General features: G+C 60.8%; 15 protein-coding genes. 10 read left to right on the top strand and 5 right to left on the bottom strand.

The window, feature by feature from the left end:
- Positions 1-162 precede the first annotated feature (162 nt).
- Together L6D81_RS13140 and L6D81_RS13145 are read right to left on the bottom strand one after the other, a co-directional pair.
- On the bottom strand, positions 163-774 hold the full coding sequence (locus L6D81_RS13140) for a c-type cytochrome (RefSeq protein WP_236180023.1): 612 nt from the start codon (positions 772-774) through the stop codon (positions 163-165).
- Positions 775-806: 32 nt separating this feature from the next.
- Positions 807-1,112, bottom strand: a complete 306-nt coding sequence (locus L6D81_RS13145; RefSeq protein ID WP_236180025.1) for a c-type cytochrome — start codon at positions 1,110-1,112, stop codon at positions 807-809.
- A 191-nt stretch (positions 1,113-1,303) separates the two neighbouring features.
- Here L6D81_RS13145 and yihA point away from each other — a divergent pair, with 191 nt between their 5' ends.
- Positions 1,304-1,954 carry a ribosome biogenesis GTP-binding protein YihA/YsxC gene (yihA, locus tag L6D81_RS13150; protein WP_085696556.1) on the top strand — a complete coding sequence of 217 codons (651 nt, stop codon included), beginning with the start codon at positions 1,304-1,306 and terminating at the stop codon, positions 1,952-1,954.
- 332 nt (positions 1,955-2,286) lie between these two features.
- On the opposite strand, the gene polA is transcribed toward yihA, so the two are convergent.
- Entirely contained in the window at positions 2,287-5,091 is a 2,805-nt protein-coding gene (gene polA / locus L6D81_RS13155) for a DNA polymerase I (RefSeq protein ID WP_236180028.1), read from the bottom strand.
- A 74-nt stretch (positions 5,092-5,165) separates the two neighbouring features.
- Here polA and L6D81_RS13160 point away from each other — a divergent pair, with 74 nt between their 5' ends.
- On the top strand, positions 5,166-5,462 hold the full coding sequence (locus L6D81_RS13160) for a DUF2782 domain-containing protein (protein ID WP_236180029.1): 297 nt from the start codon (positions 5,166-5,168) through the stop codon (positions 5,460-5,462).
- Positions 5,463-5,523: 61 nt separating this feature from the next.
- Positions 5,524-6,477: a homoserine kinase gene (locus tag L6D81_RS13165; protein WP_236180031.1), complete on the top strand. Its 954-nt coding sequence runs from the start codon at positions 5,524-5,526 to the stop codon at positions 6,475-6,477.
- 41 nt (positions 6,478-6,518) lie between these two features.
- Here the strand turns inward: L6D81_RS13165 and L6D81_RS13170 are convergent, their stop codons facing one another.
- Positions 6,519-7,448: a zinc ABC transporter substrate-binding protein gene (locus L6D81_RS13170; RefSeq protein WP_236180034.1), complete on the bottom strand. Its 930-nt coding sequence runs from the start codon at positions 7,446-7,448 to the stop codon at positions 6,519-6,521.
- 57 nt (positions 7,449-7,505) lie between these two features.
- Between L6D81_RS13170 and zur the strand changes: the two genes are divergently transcribed.
- From zur to L6D81_RS13190, 4 genes are read left to right on the top strand one after another with little or no spacing between them, the layout of a single operon-like run.
- Complete coding sequence (gene zur, locus L6D81_RS13175; protein ID WP_064379572.1) at positions 7,506-7,988, top strand: zinc uptake transcriptional repressor Zur; 483 nt, start codon at positions 7,506-7,508, stop codon at positions 7,986-7,988.
- A complete protein-coding gene (gene znuC, locus L6D81_RS13180) occupies positions 7,988-8,773 on the top strand; it encodes a zinc ABC transporter ATP-binding protein ZnuC (RefSeq protein WP_064379570.1) in 786 nt (261 codons plus the stop codon). The genes zur and znuC overlap by 1 nt, the downstream gene beginning before the upstream one ends.
- Complete coding sequence (gene znuB, locus L6D81_RS13185) at positions 8,766-9,554, top strand: zinc ABC transporter permease subunit ZnuB (RefSeq protein WP_085647186.1); 789 nt, start codon at positions 8,766-8,768, stop codon at positions 9,552-9,554. Before znuC ends, znuB begins: the two co-directional genes overlap by 8 nt.
- A 37-nt stretch (positions 9,555-9,591) precedes the next feature.
- Entirely contained in the window at positions 9,592-10,305 is a 714-nt protein-coding gene (locus L6D81_RS13190) for a PA5502 family lipoprotein (protein WP_236180035.1), read from the top strand.
- 93 nt (positions 10,306-10,398) lie between these two features.
- Here the strand turns inward: L6D81_RS13190 and katE are convergent, their stop codons facing one another.
- Positions 10,399-12,540, bottom strand: coding sequence for a catalase HPII (gene katE, locus L6D81_RS13195; protein WP_236180036.1), 2,142 nt, complete (start codon positions 12,538-12,540; stop codon positions 10,399-10,401).
- 260 nt (positions 12,541-12,800) lie between these two features.
- On the opposite strand from katE, the gene L6D81_RS13200 reads away from it, so the two are divergent.
- From L6D81_RS13200 to L6D81_RS13210, 3 genes are all read left to right on the top strand, one after another.
- Positions 12,801-13,808, top strand: coding sequence for a methionine ABC transporter ATP-binding protein (locus L6D81_RS13200; RefSeq protein WP_230734522.1), 1,008 nt, complete (start codon positions 12,801-12,803; stop codon positions 13,806-13,808).
- On the top strand, positions 13,808-14,482 hold the full coding sequence (locus L6D81_RS13205) for a methionine ABC transporter permease (protein WP_011331789.1): 675 nt from the start codon (positions 13,808-13,810) through the stop codon (positions 14,480-14,482). The genes L6D81_RS13200 and L6D81_RS13205 overlap by 1 nt, the downstream gene beginning before the upstream one ends.
- A 74-nt stretch (positions 14,483-14,556) precedes the next feature.
- Positions 14,557-15,330 (top strand): MetQ/NlpA family ABC transporter substrate-binding protein, encoded by a 774-nt coding sequence (locus L6D81_RS13210; protein WP_236180038.1) that lies wholly within the window; start codon positions 14,557-14,559, stop codon positions 15,328-15,330.
- The last annotated feature ends 58 nt before the right edge of the window (positions 15,331-15,388 follow it).

Genomic DNA, 15,388 nt, shown 5'->3' on the forward strand with positions numbered 1-15,388 from the left:
TGTTTTCAGACAGATCCTGGCGGGCATGAGTTCTGTAGTGTAACGGCAGCGGCCACAAAAAAGGGCGGCCAAAGCCACCCTTTTTATACTTGCTGCGACGGATTAATCGAGCGTTAACGTGGCAGGCGCTGGCCATCGCACGCAACGCTCGGATCGCGCGTCTTAGTGCAGGCCCTGAATGTAGCTGGAGACTGCCGCAATGTCTTCGTCGCTCAGCTTACGGGCGATGGTGCGCATGGTCATCGCGTCGCCGTCGTTGTTACGGCCGGCTTCTTCCTTGCGGAAATCGGTCAGCTGTTTGGCGATGTATTGAGCGTGTTGGCCACCCAGGTGCGGGAAGCCGGCGGCTGCGTTGCCGGCGCCGTTCGGCGAGTGGCAACCGGTGCAGGCTGGCAGGCCTTTCTCGAGGTTGCCGCCGCGGAACAGGGCCTCACCGCGAGCGACGATCTTCGGATCGGCTGCGCCAACGCTACCTTTCTGGCTGGCGAAGTAGGCGGCGATATCGGCCATGTCCTGATCGCTCAGGTTGGTCAGCAGGCCGGTCATTTCCAGAACGGTGCGCTTGCCCGACTTGATGTCGTGGAGCTGCTTGGTCAGGTAGCGTTCACCCTGTCCGGCCAGTTTTGGAAAGTTTGGCGCCATGCTGTTGCCATCCGGGCCATGGCAGGCGCCGCATACGGCGGCTTTTGCCTGGCCTGCGGCTGCATCACCGGCGGCATGGGCGAAGCCTGAGATTCCCACGGTCAACAGCAGACTCACGATCAGTTTGTTCATCAGCTAATCCAACTACGGCTAAGGGTTAAGAGTTATGGACCGGGCTTACTCTCGCTCATCCAGAGGATGAGGGCCTGGTAATCCTCGGCACTGCAGTCCATGCACAAACCACGCGGCGGCATCGCCTTGAAACCCTGGGTCACGTGTTGCACCAGCGTCTCCATACCTTTCGCCAACCTCGGCGTCCAAGCTGCCTGATCGCCTCTTCTGGGCGCCATGGGGAGTTGGCCGGAATGACAGGCTCCACAAACACGGTTGTACACGGCTTCCGGATCCTGTGTAGCCTGTGCGCTGTAAAGCGGCATCAAGACTCCGGCAGCCAGCAGCCATTTCGTCATAAAACGACCTTTTCAGGGTTGAGAGCGTTCTGCGTTCTAATGCGCAATCAAGGTCTGTCGCTCTCGTGAACTTCATCCTTCGCTGGGACAAAGCACACACAAAATCTGCGGCATTATATACTGGCGCCACTGAAACGGAAGCGACACCGCGTTCCGCGCCTAATCCCGGCGCCGCCCACATCGGAAATCCCATGCAACTCAAGAATCCCATCCTCGGCCTGTGCCAACAGTCCACGTTCATGCTCAGTGCCGCCAAGGTCGATCAGTGCCCCGACGACGAAGGCTTCGAAGTGGCGTTCGCCGGTCGCTCCAACGCCGGTAAATCCAGCGCGTTGAATACTCTGACTCACGCCAGCCTGGCGCGCACCTCGAAAACCCCGGGTCGCACACAGCTGTTGAACTTCTTCAAGCTAGACGATGAACGGCGTCTGGTCGACCTTCCGGGCTACGGTTATGCAAAAGTACCGATCCCGCTCAAGCAACACTGGCAGCGTCACCTCGAGGCTTATCTCGGCGGCCGCGAGAGTTTGAAGGGTTTGATTCTGATGATGGACATCCGTCATCCAATGACCGACTTCGACCTGCTGATGCTCGATTGGGCCGTTGCGGCCGGCATGCCGATGCACATCCTGCTGACCAAAGCCGACAAGCTGACCTACGGCGCAGCCAAGAACACGCTGCTCAAGGTGCAGTCGGAAATCCGTAAAGGGTGGGGCGATCAAGTGACGATCCAGCTGTTCTCCGCCCCAAAACGCATGGGCCTGGAAGAGGCCTACACTGTGTTGGCGGGCTGGATGGAACTGGCGGACAAAGGCGCCGAAGCGGCGACCGAGGCAGAATAAGGGGATTTCAAAACTGTCTGTGGTGCTGCATGGCTGCGCCACAGGCAGTTTTGAGGCAAAAAAAGCCCCGGACTTCATATGGGGAGGGAGAAGTTCCGGGGTTCAAGTTCCGAACCGCTAGGGCGGGGTTCAGATATCTGCCAACACTTAACACAACATAGGAGCATCGAAGGGCTTCACCAGCCATTCAGTATCTCTGAGTGCTCTGGCGCAAGATTAGTTCAGATTCTTTTCAAAAAACTTTGGAATAAGCTCGAGAACGATCAGACCTAAGCGCTTTCCGATGCCTTTGCCGCGACGTTGTGCCGCGGCAAAACCCCGTTCCAGAGGCCTCAGTGCGCCTCGTCCCAGTTGTTGCCAACCCCCACTTCAACCAGCAACGGCACGTCCAGTTTCGCCGCTTCGCTCATATGCACGCGAATCTCTTCGCGAACCTGATCGACCAGATCCTCGCGAACCTCCAGCACCAATTCGTCGTGTACCTGCAGGATGACCCTGGCGTCCAGCCCGGAAGCGCTCAGCCAGTTATCCACTGCCACCATGGCTTTCTTGATGATGTCCGCTGCGGTGCCCTGCATCGGCGCGTTGATCGCCGTGCGTTCGGCGGCGGCGCGTTCCTGCGGCTTGTTGGAGTTGATATCCGGCAGATACAGGCGACGACCGAAGATCGTTTCCACATAGCCTTGATCCGCTGCCTGGGCGCGGGTGCGATCCATGTAATCGCGAACACCGGGGTAGCGCGCGAAGTAGGTGTCGATGTAGGCCTTGGCAGTCTTGGTGTCGACGCCGATGTCCTTGCCCAGCTTCTGTGCGCCCATGCCGTAGATCAGACCGAAGTTGATCGCCTTGGCGCCACGGCGCTGATCGGACGTCACTTCGTTCAGTTCGACCTTGAACACTTCGGCGGCGGTGGCGGTGTGCACGTCCAGGTTGTTGCGGAAGGCGTTCATCAAGCCTTCGTCGCGGGACAGGTGGGCCATGATCCGCAGTTCGATCTGTGAGTAGTCCGCCGCCAGCAGTTTGTAGCCTTTCGGTGCGACAAAAGCCTGACGGATGCGCCGGCCTTCGGCAGTGCGCACCGGGATGTTCTGCAGGTTCGGATCGCTTGACGACAAACGACCGGTCGACGCAACGGCCTGATGGTAAGAAGTGTGAATACGCCCGGTACGCGGGTTGATCTGCTCCGGCAGGCGATCGGTGTAGGTGCTCTTCAGCTTGCTCATGGAACGGTGTTCCATCAGCACTTTCGGCAAGCGGTGGTCGTCTTCGGCCAGTTTCGCCAGCACTTCCTCGGCGGTGGACGGCTGGCCCTTGGCGGTTTTCTTCAGCACCGGCAGGCCGAGCTTTTCGTAGAGGATCACGCCCAGTTGCTTCGGCGAGCCTAGGTTGAATTCTTCACCGGCAATCTCGAAGGCTTCACGCTCCAGCGCGACCATCTTGTTGCCCAGCTCAATGCTCTGAATGCCGAGCAGTTCAGCGTCGACGAACGCGCCCTGGCGCTCGATGCGAGCAAGCACCGGCACCAGCGGAATTTCAATGTCGGTCAGCACGCTGGCCAGACTCGGGATGGCGCTGAGTTTCTCGAACAGCGTCTGGTGCAGGCGCAGGGTCACGTCGGCATCTTCGGCGGCATACGGCCCGGCCTGTTCCAGAGCGATCTGGTCGAAGGTCAGCTGCTTGGCGCCTTTACCGGCGATGTCCTGGAAGCTCACGGTGGTGTGGTCCAGGTACTTCTGCGCCAGGCTGTCCATGTCGTGACGGGTGGCGGTGGAGTTGAGCACATAGGACTCAAGCATCGTGTCGAAGGCAATTCCGCGCACGGTGATGCCTTCGTTCTGGTCGCCACCGATGGCGCAGTTGGCCAGGATGTTCATGTCGAACTTGGCGTGCTGGCCGACCTTGAGCTTGTTCGGGTCTTCGAGGATCGGCTTGAGCGCACGCAGCACGGTGTCGCGATTCAGCTGCTCCGGCACGCCGATGTAGGAGTGGGTCAGCGGGATATAGGCCGCCTCATTGGCCTGCACCGCGAAGGAAAGCCCGACCAGTTGCGCCTGCTGCGCGTCGATGCCGGTGGTTTCGGTGTCGAAGGCGAACAGCTTGGCGTTCTTCAGCTTTTCCAGCCAGACGTCGAATCGCGCCTGGTCGAGGATGGTTTCGTACGCGGCATCAGCCGGAGCGGCAGGCACTTGTTCCGCAGGCGCGCTGAACAGATCGCCGGCCGGCGCAGGCTCGGCGGCAGCGCTCAGTTCCTGGCGCTTGGCATCGCGATCCAGGTCATTCAGCCAGCTCTTGAATTCCAGCAGGGTGTACAGCTCGTAAAGTTTGGCCGGGTCTTCCGGGCCCATTTGCAGGTCGTCGAGACCGATGTCCAGCGGTACGTCGACCTTGATGGTCGCCAGTTGATAGGAGAGGAAGGCCATCTCCTTGTGCTCTTCGAGCTTGGCCGGCAGGGTCTTGGCGCCACGAATCGGCAGGGTCGGCACGACGTCGAGCTGTGCATAAAGCTCGGTCAGACCACCGTTGACGCCCACCAGCAGGCCGGACGCGGTTTTCGGGCCGATGCCGGGAACGCCGGGGATGTTGTCGGAAGAATCGCCCATCAGGGCCAGATAATCGATGATCTGTTCCGGAGCGACGCCGAATTTCTCCTTCACGCCCTCCACGTCCATCGAACTACCGGACATGGTGTTGACCAAGGTAATGTGGCCGTCGACCAGTTGCGCCATGTCCTTGTCGCCGGTGGAGATGATCACCGGGCGATCGGCGGCCGCACTGCTGCGGGCCAGGGTGCCGATCACGTCGTCGGCCTCGACGCCCTCGACACACAGCAGCGGGAAGCCGAGGGCGATCACGCTCTGGTGCAGCGGTTCGATCTGCACGCGCATGTCGTCGGGCATGCTTGGGCGGTTGGCCTTGTATTCGGCGTACATCTCATCGCGAAATGTCCCACCCTTGGCGTCGAACACCACGGCGAACGGGCTGTCCGGATACTGCTTGCGCAGGCTCTTGAGCATGTTCAGCACGCCTTTGACCGCACCGGTCGGCAGGCCTTTGGAGGTGGTCAGCGGTGGCAGCGCGTGAAAGGCGCGGTACAGGTAAGACGAACCGTCCACCAGGACGAGGGGGGCTTGGCTCATGAGCAGAATCAACCTTTTCGGCGGGCCCGGCGCTAGAATAGCGGGACCGTTGACGACAAAGGGACAAGGTTATCATGCGTACGTTAAATCGCTTGCTGCTGGTCAGTCTGATTGCTGTCTCACCGCTGGCCGCGATCGCGGCGGATGATGCGCCATCGGCGGAGCCGGAAGTTACCATTAGCACGCACACGGAAGGTGACAAGGTCATTCAGGAATACAGCCGGAGTGGATTCGTGTATGCGATCAAGGTCACACCGAAGGGCGGCAAACCCTATTTTCTGGTGCGCGCCGATGGTACGGACGCGAACTACATTCGATCCGATCAGCCGGATATGCTGATTCCGTCGTGGGAAATCTTTACCTGGAAGTGAATTTCCTGACTTTTAATCGGCGCCGTTTGATAGCGGCGCCAGAACTGAGCAGTTTTTAACCATGTCTGTGTTCACCCCCCTGGCTCGGCCCGAGCTGGAAACCTTTCTCGCCCCTTACGGGCTCGGCCGTCTGCTCGATTTCCAGGGGATCGCCGCCGGCAGCGAAAACACCAACTTCTTTATCAGCATGGAAAAGGGCGAGTTCGTCCTGACCCTGGTCGAGCGCGGCCCGGTGCAGGAAATGCCGTTCTTCATCGACCTGCTCGACGTGCTGCACGAGGCCGATCTGCCAGTGCCCTACGCGCTGCGCACCACCGACGGCGTGGCCCTGCGCGAGCTGAAAGGCAAACCGGCGCTGCTGCAACCGCGTCTGTCCGGCAAGCACATCAAGCAGGCCAACGCCCAGCATTGCGCCCAGGTCGGTGACTTGCAGGCCCATCTGCACCTGGCAACCCAGGGCGACAACATGATCAAGCGCAAGACTGATCGTGGCCTGGACTGGATGCTGGAAGAGGGCACGCAGTTTCTTTCGCACCTGAGCGACAAACCGCGCGCGCTGCTGCAAAAGTCTCTGGATGAAATCACTCAACAGAAAGAGAAAATTCTCGCGCTGCCTCGGGCAAACATCCATGCCGACCTGTTCCGCGACAACGCGATGTTCGAAGGCACGCACCTGACCGGATTGATCGACTTCTACAACGCCTGCTCCGGCCCGATGCTCTATGACGTGGCAATTGCCCTGAACGACTGGTGTTCGGACGATGACGGAATGATCGACGGCCCACGTGCGCGTGCGTTTCTTGGTGCTTACGCGGCACTGCGTCCGTTCACGGCGGCCGAGGCTGAACTGTGGTCGACCATGCTGCGAGTGGCGTGCGTGCGGTTCTGGCTGTCGCGGTTGATTGCAGCGGAATCGTTCGCCGGGCAGGACGTGCTGATTCACGATCCGAAAGAGTTCGAGCAACGGCTGGCGCAGCGTCAGCAGGTCAGCACACCACTACCTTTCGCCCTGTAAAAGAAAAAACCGCAGCCTTGTGCAGGCTGCGGTTTTTTGTATCAGAGCGATTCCAGGCATCCCGCCAGATCATTCCCCAGCTTTTCCAGCACTTGCTCATAACCCTGAGCCGTCGCTGGCGTGTACCCGCCCAACGCATCCAGTTCCGCCAGTTTCACCGGCAGGCCTGCCACCAGGGTCTCGGCCAGACGTGGACGCAGCGGTGGCTCACTGAACACGCAGGTCTTGCCGACTTCCTGTAAACGCGTACGCATCGCCGCCACATGCTGGGCGCCCGGCTGTACTTCCGCCGCGACGCTGAACACACCGGCGTGTTTCAAGCCGTAGGCCTCTTCGAAATAATCGAAGGCTTCGTGGAAGACGAAGTAGGGTTTGCCTTCAATACCGGCCAGACGTTTCTTCAAGCGTTGATCCAGCGCATCCAGACGCTCATCGAACGCCTTGGCGTTGCTCTGATAGCGCTCGGCGTTGGCCGGGTCTGCAGCGCTCAGATCTGCGGCCATTTTGCCGGCAATAACTCGCGCGTTCACTGGCGATAGCCACAAATGCGCATCGAGACTGCCCGGGCGATGATCGTGATCATGTTCGTCGGCCTCTTCTGCGTGGGAGTGGCTGTCCGCAGCGAAACGGCGCAGCTGCATGCCCGGCAGGTCCTGTACCGCAACGCTCGGCAGCGTACGACCGTTCAGCACGCGAGGCAGGAAACCTTCCATGTCCGGGCCGATCCAGTACAGCAGGTCCACCGATTGCACCTTGCGCACGTCAGACGGGCGCAGCGCGTAGTTATGCGGCGAAGCGCCTGGCGGCAGCAGTACTTCCGGAATTGCCACGCCGTCCTGTACCGCAGCGGCGATCAGTTGCAGGGGCTTGATGCTGGTGAGGACTCTGACTTCGGCCTGAGCCGGACCGATCAGCAGAAAACCGGTGATGAATACGACAAAAACAGAAAAAAGTCGGGACACGATGACCACTCAATGAGGCGAGAACGGGTAACATAATAACGTCTCTAACCAAACTCGTCGCCGCTCATGCCTATTACACCGATCGCCAGCCGTCCCCACGACCACTCGCACTGCGTTCACAGCGCGCTGTCCGAGGCCGATGCCCTGTGTGCACAGAAAGGCCTGCGCCTGACCGCGTTGCGCCGGCGGGTGCTGGAACTGGTCTGGCAGAGCCACAAGCCGCTGGGCGCCTACGACATTCTGGCCGTGCTCAGCGAGCAGGACGGGCGCCGCGCGGCGCCCCCGACCGTGTACCGGGCGCTGGATTTTCTGCTGGAAAACGGTCTGGTGCACCGCATCTCTTCGCTGAACGCCTTCGTCGGCTGCGTTCACCCGAAACATTCGCACCAGGGCCAGTTCCTGATCTGCCGCGAATGCCATGCGGCCATCGAACTTGAGCAAAAAACCATCAGCGACGCCATTGTCCACAGCGCCAGGGACGTCGGCTTCATCGTCGAGGCCCAGACCGTCGAAGTGGTCGGTCTCTGCTCCGGTTGCCGGGGGGCTTGATGAGCGATGCGCTGATCCGTCTGGAGCAGGTGGCGGTCCGGTTTGCCGGGCAGAACGTGCTGGACAACATTCACCTGAGCGTCGAGCCGGGGCAGATCGTCACCCTGATCGGCCCCAACGGCGCCGGCAAGACCACCCTGGTGCGCGCCGTGCTCGGGCTGTTGAAACCCGACAGCGGCAGCGTCTGGCGCAAGCCGAAACTGCGCGTCGGCTACATGCCGCAAAAGCTTCACGTCGATCCCACCTTGCCGCTGTCGGTGCTGCGCTTCCTGCGGCTGGTGCCGGGCGTCGATCGCCCACGTGCGCTGGCGGCACTCAAGGAAGTCGGCGCCGAGCACGTCATCGACAGCCCGGTGCAAAGCGTTTCCGGCGGTGAAATGCAGCGCGTGCTGCTGGCTCGGGCACTGCTTCGCGAGCCGGAACTGCTGGTGCTCGACGAGCCGGTGCAGGGCGTCGACGTCGCCGGGCAAGCCGAGCTGTACAGCCTGATCACCCGGCTGCGCGACCGTCACGGCTGCGGCGTGTTGATGGTGTCCCACGATCTGCATCTGGTCATGAGTACCACCGATCAGGTGGTGTGCCTCAACCGTCACGTCTGCTGCTCCGGGCATCCCGAGCAGGTCAGCGGCGATCCGGCCTTTGTCGAATTGTTCGGCAACAACGCGCCGAGCCTGGCGATCTATCACCACCATCACGACCACGCCCACGACCTGCACGGTTCGGTGGTCAAAGGGCCTGTGACAGGCCAACCTCACGTTCACGGAGATAGCTGCAAGCATGGCTGATTTTCTGTTTTACGCCCTGCTTGCAGGTCTGGCGCTGGCAGTGGTCGCGGGGCCGCTCGGCTCGTTCGTGGTCTGGCGGCGCATGGCCTATTTCGGCGACACGCTGTCCCATGCCGCACTACTCGGCGTGGCGCTGGGCTTTCTGCTGGATGTCAGCCCGACCGTTGCGGTTACCGTTGGCTGCCTGCTGCTGGCAGTGCTGCTGGTGACCTTGCAGCAGCGTCAGCCACTGGCGTCCGACACGCTGTTGGGCATTCTTGCACCGAGTACACTCTCTCTCGGCCTGGTGGTACTAAGCTTCATGCATGAAGTGCGGATCGACCTGATGGCCTATCTGTTCGGCGACCTGCTGGCGATCAGCCCGACCGATCTGGCGTGGATCCTCGGCGGCAGCGCGGCGGTGCTGGTGCTGCTGGTGACCTTGTGGCGCCCGCTGCTGGCAATCACCGTGCACGAAGAACTGGCCAGGGTCGAAGGCCTGCCCGTGGCGGGATTGCGCATGGCGTTGATGCTGTTGATCGCCGTAGTGATCGCGGTGGCGATGAAAATCGTCGGTGTATTGCTGATTACGTCGCTGTTGATCATTCCGGCGGCTGCGGCACAACGTCACGCCCGTTCCCCGGAGCAGATGGCACTGGGCGCGAGCGTGCTGGGCATGCTCGCGGTGTGTGGCGGGCTGGCGCTGTCCTGGTTCAAGGACACCCCGGCCGGCCCGTCAATCGTTGTGACGGCCGCCGCACTGTTTCTGCTGAGTTTTGTTCTGCCCCGTCGAGGGGTGTAGACTTGCTCGTTTTTTGCGCAAATAGAGAGTCGCAGGAATGAAGCCGTTCGCCTCCCGTTATCTGCTCCTTGTGGCCTTTTCAGTGCTGCTGGGCGCCTGCCAAAGCACGCCGCCGGTGGCCGAAGTTCCCGATGCGCGGGCCACGGCCATCGCACAGCTGGAGCAAAGCCTGGCCAGCAGCGAACTGGCCACTGCCGAAGACCAATTGGCAGCCTTGCAGGCCGAGACACCCAACGATCAATCCCTTGAGCAATACCAGCGCCAGTTGGCCGAAGCCTATCTGCGCCGCAGCCAGATCGTCCTGCAGAAGGGCGATGTCAATGCGGCCGCGACCGCGCTGGCCCGTGCCCGCGTGCTGATGCCCAAGGCCCCGGCGCTGACCGGTGGCGTCAATGGCGCGATCACCGAAGCGCGCAAGGCTGAACTGGAGAAAGCCGAAGCGGCGCTCCAGGCCGCTGAAGCCAAGCCGAAAGCCAAGGTGATCGATCCGACCGCCGAAAGCACCACGGTTGCGTTGAACATCACTGATAGCCGCCAACTTCGCCGCCAACTGGATGCGATCGCCGCCGATGTGGTGAATTACGATTGTGCGGTGAGCATTCAGGCCCCGCGCGCCAATGATTACCCATGGCTGGCGACGTTGATCACCAAGCGGGTTAAGAAGCTTGATCCGGATTTCGATCTGAAGATCGAGAAACAGATTTTGCGCACTGTGCCGGCGCAGATGGTTCTGAGCCCGCGCAAACCTTAAAAAGCATCACGGGCAAGCCCGCCCCCACAGGTGCAGCGTAATCCTGTAGGGGCGGGCTTGCCCGCGATGATTTACTACCAGGCGCCCAATCTTTTAAGCCGGAATGGCTTTCACCTTAGGCTCACGCGCCCAAACCCGGTGCTGCCCGATTGCCGCAAAGAATGGCTTGGTCAGCGCGCCAACATCCTTGCCCTCCAGCAACCCCGCATCCGTCTCCAGCTTCAACACGCCCAGCAACTGTTTGGCCTCGCCATGCAGCGCAATCGCCTTCAGGTGCTTGTACGCCTCCAGCAGGTAATGCAACGCCACGCCGTCACCGCTCAATGCCTTGACCGACGCCGCGCCACCCGGCACGAACACCGCATCGAACGCAATCGAAGGCAAACCTTCCATCGACGCATCCACCGCGAGGGTTTTGCCATCGGCGGTCTTCACTGGCGCCGAAGTCGGACCGAGCAGTTTAGCGTGCGCACCCCCTGCCGCCAGCGCCTGCTTCATCGCCTCAATCGCCGCACCATCGACACCGTTTGCCGCAAGGATCGCGACTTTTCGGGTCTTGATGTTTTCCGGCAACAGGTTGGCCTGACTCAGTGCTGGCGAGCGATCAAGTGAGGTTTTCGGCACGTCGACAGTACTTTTGGTTGGGGCGGGCAGACCCAGGTTGGCCGCCACACGTTTGGCCAGTTCCAGATCAATGTTGGCGAGAATCTCGTTGACTTGCCGCGCCCGGATGAACTCACGCTCAACCTTGCCCAGTTCGAAACTGTAGGCTGCGATGATGTGCTCTTTCTCGTGCGGGCTCATGCTGTTGAAGAACAGCCGCGCCTGGGAGAAGTGATCGCTGAACGACTCGCTGCGCTGGCGGATCTTGTGGGCGTCGATGCGCTCCGGATAACTCTCGAACCCGCCGTCCTGAGCGGCCGGCGGCGTTTCTTTCGGCCAGCCGCCATCGATGGAGTTCGGTTCGTAAGAGGCGCGGCCCTTGTCGATCACCGTACGGTGCTGGGCATCGCGCTGGCCGTTGTGGAACGGTGCGACCGGGCGATTGATCGGCAGCTCATGAAAGTTCGGCCCGCCCAGTCGGCTGATCTGCGTATCGGTGTAGGAAAACAGCCGGCCTTGCAGCAGCGGGTCATTCGAGAAGTCGATCCCCGGCACGATATGGCCGGGGCAGAACGCGACCTGTTCGGTCTCGGCGAAGAAATTGTCCGGGTTGCGGTTGAGGGTCATCTTGCCCAGCGGCGTGATCGGGACGATTTCCTCGGGAATCAGTTTGGTCGGGTCGAGGATGTCGAAATCGAAGTCGTGCTCGTTTTCCTCTTCGATGACCTGAACGCCGAGTTCCCATTCCGGGTAGTCACCCATCTCGATGGCTTCCCAGAGATCGCGCCGATGGTAGTCGGTGTCCTTACCCGCAAGCTTTTGCGCCTCATCCCACACCAGGGAACAGGTGCCGGCGGTAGGGCGCCAGTGGAATTTGACGAAGCGCGATTTACCCTCGGCGTTGATCAGCCGGAAGGTGTGCACGCCGAAGCCCTGCATGCTGCGCAGGCTTTTCGGGATGGCCCGGTCGGACATGGCCCAGATGACCATGTGCGCCGATTCCGGTACCAGCGACACAAAATCCCAGAACGTGTCGTGGGCCGAGCCGCCGGTAGGGATCTCGTTATGCGGTTCGGGTTTTACCGCGTGGACGAAATCGGGAAACTTGATCGCGTCCTGTATGAAAAATACCGGCATGTTGTTGCCGACCAGATCGAAGTTGCCTTCGTCGGTGAAGAATTTCACGGCAAAACCGCGTACGTCACGCACCGTGTCGCCGGAGCCGCGCGGTCCCTGGACCGTGGAAAAGCGCACGAATACCGGGGTTTTCTTCCCCGGATCCTGCAGGAAACCGGCCTTGGTCAGCGTCGAATGGTTCTCGTAGCTCTGAAAGAAACCGTGGGCGCCGGTGCCGCGGGCGTGGACAATGCGCTCGGGGATGCGCTCATGGTCAAAGTGCGTGATCTTTTCACGCATGATGAAGTCTTCCAGCAGCGACGGCCCGCGAGCCCCGGCCTTGAGGGTGTTCTGGTTGTCCGCGATCTTCACGCCCTGGTTAGTGCGCAGAGCCTGGCCCGTGGCGTCGGAGCGAAACTTCTCCAGGCTGTCGAGTTTGGCGTTGGTGTTGGCGCGATCCGGGGTATCGGTGCCGGCCAGTTGGCTTTTGTCATTGGCAGGTTTCTTGGTACTCATCAGTCATGAACTCCTGTTTGTCCCGGGATTGCTCCAGGACGCTTGAGTGTTTCCCAGGCACGGCACCCAGGGTTTTCAAGTCGCTTAATGAGTGACTGACGAGGGTCTCGGGCGTTCCTTTTTTATGACCTTTGATCTTGTTATTGCCAAATCGAAGGTTATTCGCGAAATAAATGCTAAGAACCTCTATACGGACAGGCTAAAATGCGCGCCCGGCTAACCGCTGATCCTTTTCCAACGCGCCCCACAAGGTTCGCTACGTGATCGAGTTTCAAAACGTCCATAAGACTTACCGCGTCGCCGGTAAGGACATCACCGCGCTGCACCCGACCAGCTTCTCCATCGAGAACGGTCAGGTGTTCGGCCTGATTGGCCATTCCGGCGCGGGAAAAAGTACCCTGCTGCGTCTGATCAATCGCCTGGAACAATCCAGTGGCGGCAAGATCATCGTCGACGGCGAAGAAGTCACCGCGCTGGACGCCAACGGCCTGCGCCGTTTTCGCCAGCAGGTCGGGATGATCTTCCAGCACTTCAACCTGCTGGCGTCCAAGACCGTGGCTGACAACGTCGCGCTGCCGTTGACCCTGGCCGGTGAACTGTCCCGTGCCGAGATCGACCAGCGTGTGGCCGAGTTACTGGCGCGGGTCGGTCTGTCCGATCACGCCAAGAAGTACCCGGCGCAGTTGTCCGGCGGCCAGAAGCAGCGCGTCGGCATTGCCCGCGCCCTGGCGACCAAGCCGAAAATCCTGCTGTGCGACGAAGCCACCAGCGCCCTCGACCCGCAGACCACGGCGTCGGTCCTGCAACTGCTGGCCGAGATCAACCGTGAACTGAAACTGACCATCGTCCTGATCACCCACGAGATGGATGTGATCCGCCGTGTGTGCGATCAGGTCGGCGTGATGGATGCCGGTGTGATCGTCGAGCAAGGTTCGGTGGCCGATGTGTTCCTGCATCCGAAGCACCCGACCACCAAGCGTTTCGTGCAGGAAGACGAACAGATCGACGAAAGCGAGCAGCGCGATGACTTCGCTCACGTGCCGGGCCGCATCGTGCGTCTGACCTTCCAGGGCGAAGCGACCTACGCGCCGTTGCTCGGAACCGTCGCCCGGGAGACCGGTGTGGACTACAGCATCCTGGCCGGTCGCATCGACCGCATCAAAGACATTCCTTACGGGCAATTGACCCTCGCCGTCACCGGTGGCGACATGGAGGCGGCTTTCGCCCGCTTCACCGCCGCTGACGTTCACATGGAGGTGTTGCGCTAATGGAAGACCTGATGAGTTTCTTCACCAATATCGACTGGTACGAAATCTGGCTCGCCACTGGCGACACCCTGATGATGCTTGGCGGTTCTCTGTTGTTTACGGTGCTGCTCGGCCTGCCGCTGGGTGTATTGCTGTTCCTGTGCAGCCCGCGTCAGTTGCTCGAAGCCAAAGGCGTGTACGCGCTGCTGTCGCTGGTGGTGAACATCCTGCGTTCGCTGCCGTTCATTATTCTGTTGATCGTGATGATTCCGTTCACCGTGCTGATCACCGGCACCTCGCTGGGCGTGGCCGGTGCGATTCCGCCGCTGGTGGTGGGTGCGACGCCGTTCTTTGCGCGGCTGGTGGAAACCGCCCTGCGTGAAGTCGATCGCGGCATCATCGAAGCGACCCAGTCGATGGGTGCGACCACTCGCCAGATCATCATGAACGCCTTGCTGCCGGAGGCTCGTCCGGGCATCTTCGCAGCGATTACGGTGACGGCGATTACACTGGTTTCCTACACGGCGATGGCCGGTGTGGTCGGCGCCGGTGGCCTGGGTGACCTGGCGATCCGTTTCGGCTACCAGCGGTTCCAGACCGACGTGATGATCGTGACCGTGGTGCTGCTGCTGATTCTGGTGCAAGTGCTGCAAATGGTCGGCGACCGACTGGTTGTGCACTTCTCGCGCAAATAACCGGTTTTGTAATGACATGAGCCGGCCATTCGCTGGCAGGCGCCAGACGGGCGCCGTAAAAAGGAGTTAGCTGAATGAAAAAACTGATCGTTGCCCTGGCTGCCGTTGCAGCATTCTCGGCCCACGCCGACGAAACCCTGACCGTCGCCGCCACCCCGGTGCCGCACGCGGAAATCCTCGAGTTCGTGAAGCCGGTGCTGGCCAAAGAAGGCGTGGATCTGAAGGTCAAGGTCTTCACCGACTACGTTCAGCCGAACGTCCAGGTGGCCGAGAAGCGTCTGGACGCCAACTTCTTCCAGCACCAGCCGTACCTCGATGAGTTCAACAAGGCCAAAGGCACCAGCCTGGTGTCCGTGACGGGTGTGCACCTGGAACCGCTGGGCGCCTACTCCAGCAAGTTCAAGAAAATCGAAGAGCTGCCAAGCGGCGCCAACGTGGTGATCCCGAACGACGCCACCAACGGCGGCCGTGCACTGTTGCTGCTGGCCAAGGCTGGCGTGATCACCCTGAAGGATCCGAGCAACATCCTGTCGACCGTCAAGGACATCGCCCAGAACCCGAAAGACCTGAAGCTCCGTGAGCTGGAAGCCGCAACCATTCCGCGCGTGCTGACCCAGGTCGACCTGGCGCTGATCAACACCAACTACGCGCTGGAAGCCAAGCTCGATCCGTCCAAGGACGCGCTGGTCATCGAAGGCAGCGACTCGCCTTACGTAAACATCCTGGTGTCCCGCGCGGACAACAAGGACAGCGACGCCATGAAGAAACTGGCCGCCGCCCTGCACAGCCCGGAAGTGAAGAAATTCATTACCGAGAAATACAAAGGCGCGGTGTTGCCGGCGTTCTGATCTGATCGTGCCCACGCAGAGCGTGGGAACGATCTAAACGAAAAGGGGACGCCCATGG

It is taken from the genome of Pseudomonas sputi (genome assembly GCF_021603585.1).
GTDB lineage: Bacteria > Pseudomonadota > Gammaproteobacteria > Pseudomonadales > Pseudomonadaceae > Aquipseudomonas > Aquipseudomonas sputi.